We start from the raw sequence: 5,146 nt of genomic DNA on the forward strand, positions 1-5,146 counted from the left end.
GTTCTGTCTCCCATCGTTCTCTACTTCATCATCCTCGGTATTGCCGACAAGTCCGCCGCCTTCTCTGCGGTCGGTGCCATGCTGCTCGGCGTGATCGTGACGGGTCTCTTCGTCGCGATCTCCATGACCTCCGGCGGTGGCGCATGGGACAATGCGAAGAAGTACATCGAGGACGGCAATTTCGGCGGCAAGGGCTCTGAAGCTCACAAGGCTGCCGTGACAGGTGATACGGTTGGTGATCCCTACAAGGACACCGCCGGTCCGGCTGTGAATCCGATGATCAAGATCACGAACATCGTGGCGCTGCTTCTTCTTGCGGTGCTTGCGCACTAGGAGAGGGCAGCCTCCCAAGAACAAAGCCCCGCAGAGCGATCTGCGGGGCTTTTTGTTTGAGGCCGTTGCGCGAGGGCGCTTGTAGCCCGCGCCTCCGGTCCGGTCAGCGGCGGCCGGACGGGTCCGTCGGCATCGCGCCAACCGGATTGTTGAAGCGGCCGAGATTGCCGAAGATCTGGCCGAGGACGGTGAGTTCCTTGCCGCGGGTGGGCGTCTTGCGATCCACGAAATTCACGATCTGGCCGTCCTCAAGTCCGTAATAGGCGACTTCCTGCACCACTTCGGTCTTGTCGAAATAGATGGCCGCAACCGTGCGCTCGACTTCCTTTGGCTCGAAGAAGGCCAGCGTCTCGAACTTGCTTGAAATGTAGTACCAGGCCTCGCCTTCAACCGTCGAAATGGTGGAGGGGGAACCCATGATGCTGCGGACCTGTTCCTTGGTGGCGCCGGCCTGCAATTTGGCCAGGTCATCCACCTCGAAAATATAGCCGCGATCCACGACCACCGGCTTCACCAGTGGGGCGCAGGCGCCGAGCGTTCCTGCCACCGAAAGGCAGGCTGCGGCGGCCGTAAGCCGGGCATGGCGGTGCAAGCGGGGCAGTGTCATGGTACGGGTCTCCTCGGACCTGAAAAACTTCAATCGTTGACCTACCCTTGTCGCCCGGTAAATTCAATCGGCATTCGAGGGAGGTTCACTAGGCTACACCGCGAGGATTGAGCGACGCTATGGTATGGAAACGGTTTTTTGGCGGCGCGCCTCGTGATGATGCTCCTTTTGCACTTTATGGGGTCGGCGTGCGGCAGGCCAGATCGCCTGTCTTCTATCTGGAGGGCAAGGTCGCCGACACGGTGGAGGGACGATTCGAGCTTGTGGCGCTCCACACCTATCTCCTGATAAGGCGGCTCCGGCAGGCGGGCGCGCCGGGCAAGGAGACGGGGCAGAAGCTTTTCGACATTCTGTTTGACGATATGGACCAGACGCTCCGTGAAATGGGGGTTGGCGACCTGTCGGTTGGAAAGAAGATCAAGGCGCTTGCCTCGTCCTTCTATGGTCGGATGCAGGCCTATGACAAAGGTCTGGCCGAGGAAGGGGACGAGTTGGCGCAGGCGCTTGCCCGGAACGTCTATGGTGCCGAGGCGGCAGATGCGCGCGCCGTGGCACTTGCGGACTATGTGCGGCGCGCCGATGCAGCGCTTGAGGCGCAATCCGCAGATGAGATCATAGCGGGGCGCGTCACGTTCGATGTTCACTTTGCGCCCGAAGCTGGCAAGGCTGGTTGAGATGACAGAGAAAATACAGCCGGAGTTCAGCCTCTTCATCGCGGTGTCCGATGTGCCGCCGTCAGGCCGGGAAGTGCGTTTCGAGGCGGATGAGGCCTCGCGGCAGCGTCTTGCCGAGCGCTTCGACATTGTGGAGCTTACCCGCCTCGTCGGCACGGCACAGGTCCGCCCCTATCGCAAGGAGGGGCTGACGCTGGAATGTCGCTTCGAAGCGGACCTCGCGCAGAGTTGCGTCGTCACGCTTGAGCCTGTCAGCGAGCATGTCAGCGAGGAGTTCCGGCAGCGTTATCTCCCTGAAAAGGCGATCGAGCGCGCGGCGCGCGAAGTGCCAGGTGCCGAGCGCGAGATCGCCATAGACATTGAAGCGGAAGATGCGCCGGAGCCGCTGGAAGATGGCGGCATCAATATCGGTGAGGCGGTGGCCGAAAGGCTCGCCCTTGCGATGAACCCTTATCCCCGCAAACCGGGCGTGAATTTCGAAACGCAGCCGGAAGAAGAGGATGACGCTTCGGAAGACAAGCCGAACCCCTTTGCGGTGCTGGAAAAACTCAAGAAAAATTATTGAGTTGGCCCGATTCGTGGCCAGAAGCAGCTATTGTCTGGGCCTATCAACCCTGTATCTTCGGGACGCGCCCGCGAGCGATAGCTTCGCGGGGGAAGGCAGTATGTACAGGGGGTCTGGCTGGTGACACGGGCTTTGACGATAGCGCTGGATGGAATGGGTGGAGATCATGGTCCGGCGACTGTGATCGGCGGCGCGGACATTGCGCTGATCCGACATCCGAGCATCCGCTTCGTCATTTTCGGCAATGAAGCTGTTGTCGGACCTGTCCTTGCAAAATATCCGCGTGTCGCTTCCGCATCGGATTTCGTTCACACGGATGTTGCCGTGGCGATGGATGACAAGCCGAGCCAGGCGCTTCGTCGTGGCCGCAAGGTTAGCAGCATGTGGCGCGCCATTGATGCAGTGAAGGAAGGTCGCGCGCAGGCGGCTGTCTCTGCCGGCAATACGGGCGCGCTGATGGCAATGGCGAAGGTCATCCTCAAGACGATGCCGAATGTGGAGCGTCCGGCGCTCGCCGCTATCTGGCCGACAGCGCGTGGCGAAAGTGTTGCGCTTGATCTTGGGGCGACAGTGGGAGCGGACGAACATCAGCTCGTGCAATTCGCCGCGATGGGCGAGGCGTTTGCACGTGTCCTTTTCAATCTGAAGCAGCCGACCATCGGGCTTCTCAATATCGGTGAGGAAGAGGTCAAGGGGACGGAGAATGTAAAGGGCGCGGCACAGATACTGCGCAGCTCGCATCTCGCCAGTCAGTTCCACGGTTTCGTGGAAGGCGACGACATCGCCAAGGGCACGGTCGATGTGGTGGTGACGGATGGTTACACCGGTAACATCGCGCTCAAGACGGCAGAGGGCACGGCGCGGCTCGTGGTTGATTATCTGCGTCAGGCAATGGCGAGTTCTCTCCTGTCGCGCATAGGATATGTTTTTGCGCGCAGCGCCTTCAAGGTACTGTCGAGCAAGCTCGATCCGCGGGCATCCAATGGTGCGCTCTTTCTCGGCCTGAACGGCCTTGTCGTTAAGAGCCATGGCGGCACTGATGATGTGGGCTTTGCTTCCGCAATTGATGTGGCAGTGGAAGTAGCCTCCGCTGATCTCGTGGCAAAGATCGAGGCGGATCTCGACAAGCTGAAGCAGCTTGGCGGGGCAGGCGATAATGAAAAAACAAAAACCCCCGAATCCGAGGCTGTATTGTCGTGAGTGTTATCCGAACCGTAGTGGCCGGCGTTGGCAGCTATCTGCCATCCCGCGTAATGACGAATGATGATCTCGCAAAGATTGTCGATACAACGGATGAATGGATTGTCGAGCGCACCGGCATTCATAATCGTCATATCGCGGCAGACAATGAACTGACCTCCGACCTTGCCCTTGCTGCGGCGAAGGCGGCGATTGCCGATGCCGGGATCGACGTTCAGGAGATCGACACGATCATTCTGGCGACCACGACACCGGACAACACCTTTCCGGCAACGGCGACGACCGTTCAGGCGGCGCTTGGCCTCTATCACGGGGCGGCCTTTGACATTCAGGCTGTTTGCTCCGGCTTTGTCTATGCGCTGACGGTGGCCGATACCTTCATCAAAACCGGCCAGTCGAAGACCGCGCTGGTGATCGGGGCGGAGACTTTCTCTCGCCTGCTCGACTGGACGGACCGCACGACCTGCGTGCTCTTTGGCGACGGGGCGGGCGCCGTGGTCGTGAAGGGCGAGGCAGGGACAGGCACGAATGATGACCGGGGCATCCTGACCGCCCACCTTCATTCGGATGGCCGCTACAAGGACAAGCTCTATGTGGACGGCGGCCCGTCTTCCACCGGCACCACGGGCCATGTGCGGATGGAGGGCAGGGAGGTCTTCCGCCACGCGGTCGTGAATATCGCCGAAGCCATTACCGAGTCGCTCGAAGCCACGGGGCTTTCCGTTGATGCGATCGACTGGTTCGTGCCGCATCAGGCGAACAAGCGCATCCTTGACGGCACGGCGCGCCGCATCGGCCTGCCGCCTGAAAAGGTAGTGATGACGGTGGGCGACCACGGCAATACTTCTGCCGCCTCCGTGCCGCTGGCGCTCGACAGCGCCGTGAAGGACGGGCGGATCAAGCGCGGCGATCTCGTGCTGCTGGAAGCGATGGGTGGTGGCTTCACCTGGGGGTCGCTGCTGTTCAGATTTTAGGTTAAGTCGGAGTGTCGTGCGTTTCCGCGAAATTAGCGGATATCCTGAATCTCTTACCTAAGAGAAATGAGCCATCCTGTTGATATTGACGGGTTTCAAGGCTCACAATAGGCTTCGGGTCAAACTGCAAAGGTGGAGGCCATGGGGGAAACTGTTACGCGTGCTCATTTGAGCGAGGCGGTCTATCAGGAAGTCGGACTGTCACGGAACGAGTCGGCGGAGCTGGTTGAACTCGTGCTGGCGGAGATTTCCAACTGTCTGGCTCAGGGCGACACGGTGAAGCTTTCGTCTTTCGGGTCGTTTTCCGTGCGCAAGAAGGGCGGCCGCATGGGGCGCAACCCCAAGACAGGCGAGGAAGTTCCGATCAAGCCGCGGCGCGTTCTTGTGTTTCGGCCGAGCCATGTTCTCAAGGAGCGCATCAATAGCGCGCTCAATGGCAAGCAGGCCGCGACGGATTGAGTTCAGGGATAGAGGACCGCTTCAGAACCGCTCTGTGTTGAGATAACGGATCGGGGAAGACCAGCAGAGGCTTAATTTGTCTGTACAAAAGTCACCGGATGCCTTTCGGACCATCAGCGAGGTCGCGGCCGAGCTTGATGTGCCGCAGCATGTGCTCCGGTTCTGGGAAAGCAAATTCAGCCAGATCCGCCCGCTGAAGCGTGGCGGCGGGCGGCGCTATTATCGCCCCGAAGATGTGGACCTGCTGCGCGGCGTCCGCACGCTTCTTTATAAAGACGGCTACACCATCAAGGGCGTTCAGAAGGTCTTTCGCGAACAGGGTGTGAAGTTCGTC

At 60.0% G+C, this 5,146-nt stretch carries 8 protein-coding genes; 7 read left to right on the forward strand and 1 reads right to left on the reverse strand.

The features are described from left to right. The coding region (locus WBF74_RS12185; RefSeq protein ID WP_424440207.1) for a sodium/proton-translocating pyrophosphatase at nt 1-333 on the forward strand (333 nt) is incomplete at its 5' end. Nucleotides 334-436: 103 nt separating this feature from the next. Here the strand turns inward: WBF74_RS12185 and WBF74_RS12190 are convergent. Next, nucleotides 437-940: an outer membrane protein assembly factor BamE gene (locus WBF74_RS12190; protein WP_424440210.1), complete on the reverse strand. Its 504-nt coding sequence runs from the start codon at nt 938-940 to the stop codon at nt 437-439. 188 nt (nt 941-1,128) lie between these two features. Between WBF74_RS12190 and WBF74_RS12195 the strand changes: the two genes are divergently transcribed. The 6 genes from WBF74_RS12195 to WBF74_RS12220 form a co-directional block, all read left to right on the forward strand. Continuing rightward, a complete protein-coding gene (locus tag WBF74_RS12195) occupies nt 1,129-1,614 on the forward strand; it encodes a ubiquinol-cytochrome C chaperone family protein (protein ID WP_424440212.1) in 486 nt (161 codons plus the stop codon). A 1-nt stretch (nt 1,615) separates the two neighbouring features. After that, entirely contained in the window at nt 1,616-2,179 is a 564-nt protein-coding gene (locus WBF74_RS12200; RefSeq protein WP_424440215.1) for a YceD family protein, read from the forward strand. 120 nt (nt 2,180-2,299) lie between these two features. Beyond that, entirely contained in the window at nt 2,300-3,379 is a 1,080-nt protein-coding gene (gene plsX, locus WBF74_RS12205; RefSeq protein WP_424440218.1) for a phosphate acyltransferase PlsX, read from the forward strand. Then, complete coding sequence (locus WBF74_RS12210; protein WP_424440221.1) at nt 3,376-4,353, forward strand: beta-ketoacyl-ACP synthase III; 978 nt, start codon at nt 3,376-3,378, stop codon at nt 4,351-4,353. Before plsX ends, WBF74_RS12210 begins: the two co-directional genes overlap by 4 nt. 141 nt (nt 4,354-4,494) lie before the next feature. Further along, on the forward strand, nt 4,495-4,812 hold the full coding sequence (locus tag WBF74_RS12215; protein WP_424440224.1) for an integration host factor subunit alpha: 318 nt from the start codon (nt 4,495-4,497) through the stop codon (nt 4,810-4,812). 76 nt (nt 4,813-4,888) lie between these two features. Further along, nucleotides 4,889-5,146 (forward strand): MerR family transcriptional regulator (locus WBF74_RS12220; protein WP_424440227.1); only part of this gene is annotated, 258 nt, incomplete at its 3' end.

The sequence above is a fragment of the Parvibaculum sp. genome (assembly GCF_049672805.1).
In the GTDB taxonomy this organism is placed as follows: domain Bacteria; phylum Pseudomonadota; class Alphaproteobacteria; order Parvibaculales; family Parvibaculaceae; genus Parvibaculum.

Bases quoted from the DNA above. Each gene is read 5' to 3' on its own strand.
- WBF74_RS12190 (WP_424440210.1), bottom strand. From the start codon at position 940: ATGACACTGCCCCGCTTGCACCGCCATGCCCGGCTTACGGCCGCCGCA.
- WBF74_RS12200 (WP_424440215.1), top strand. From the start codon at position 1,616: ATGACAGAGAAAATACAGCCGGAGTTCAGCCTCTTCATCGCGGTGTCC.
- WBF74_RS12215 (WP_424440224.1), top strand. From the start codon at position 4,495: ATGGGGGAAACTGTTACGCGTGCTCATTTGAGCGAGGCGGTCTATCAG.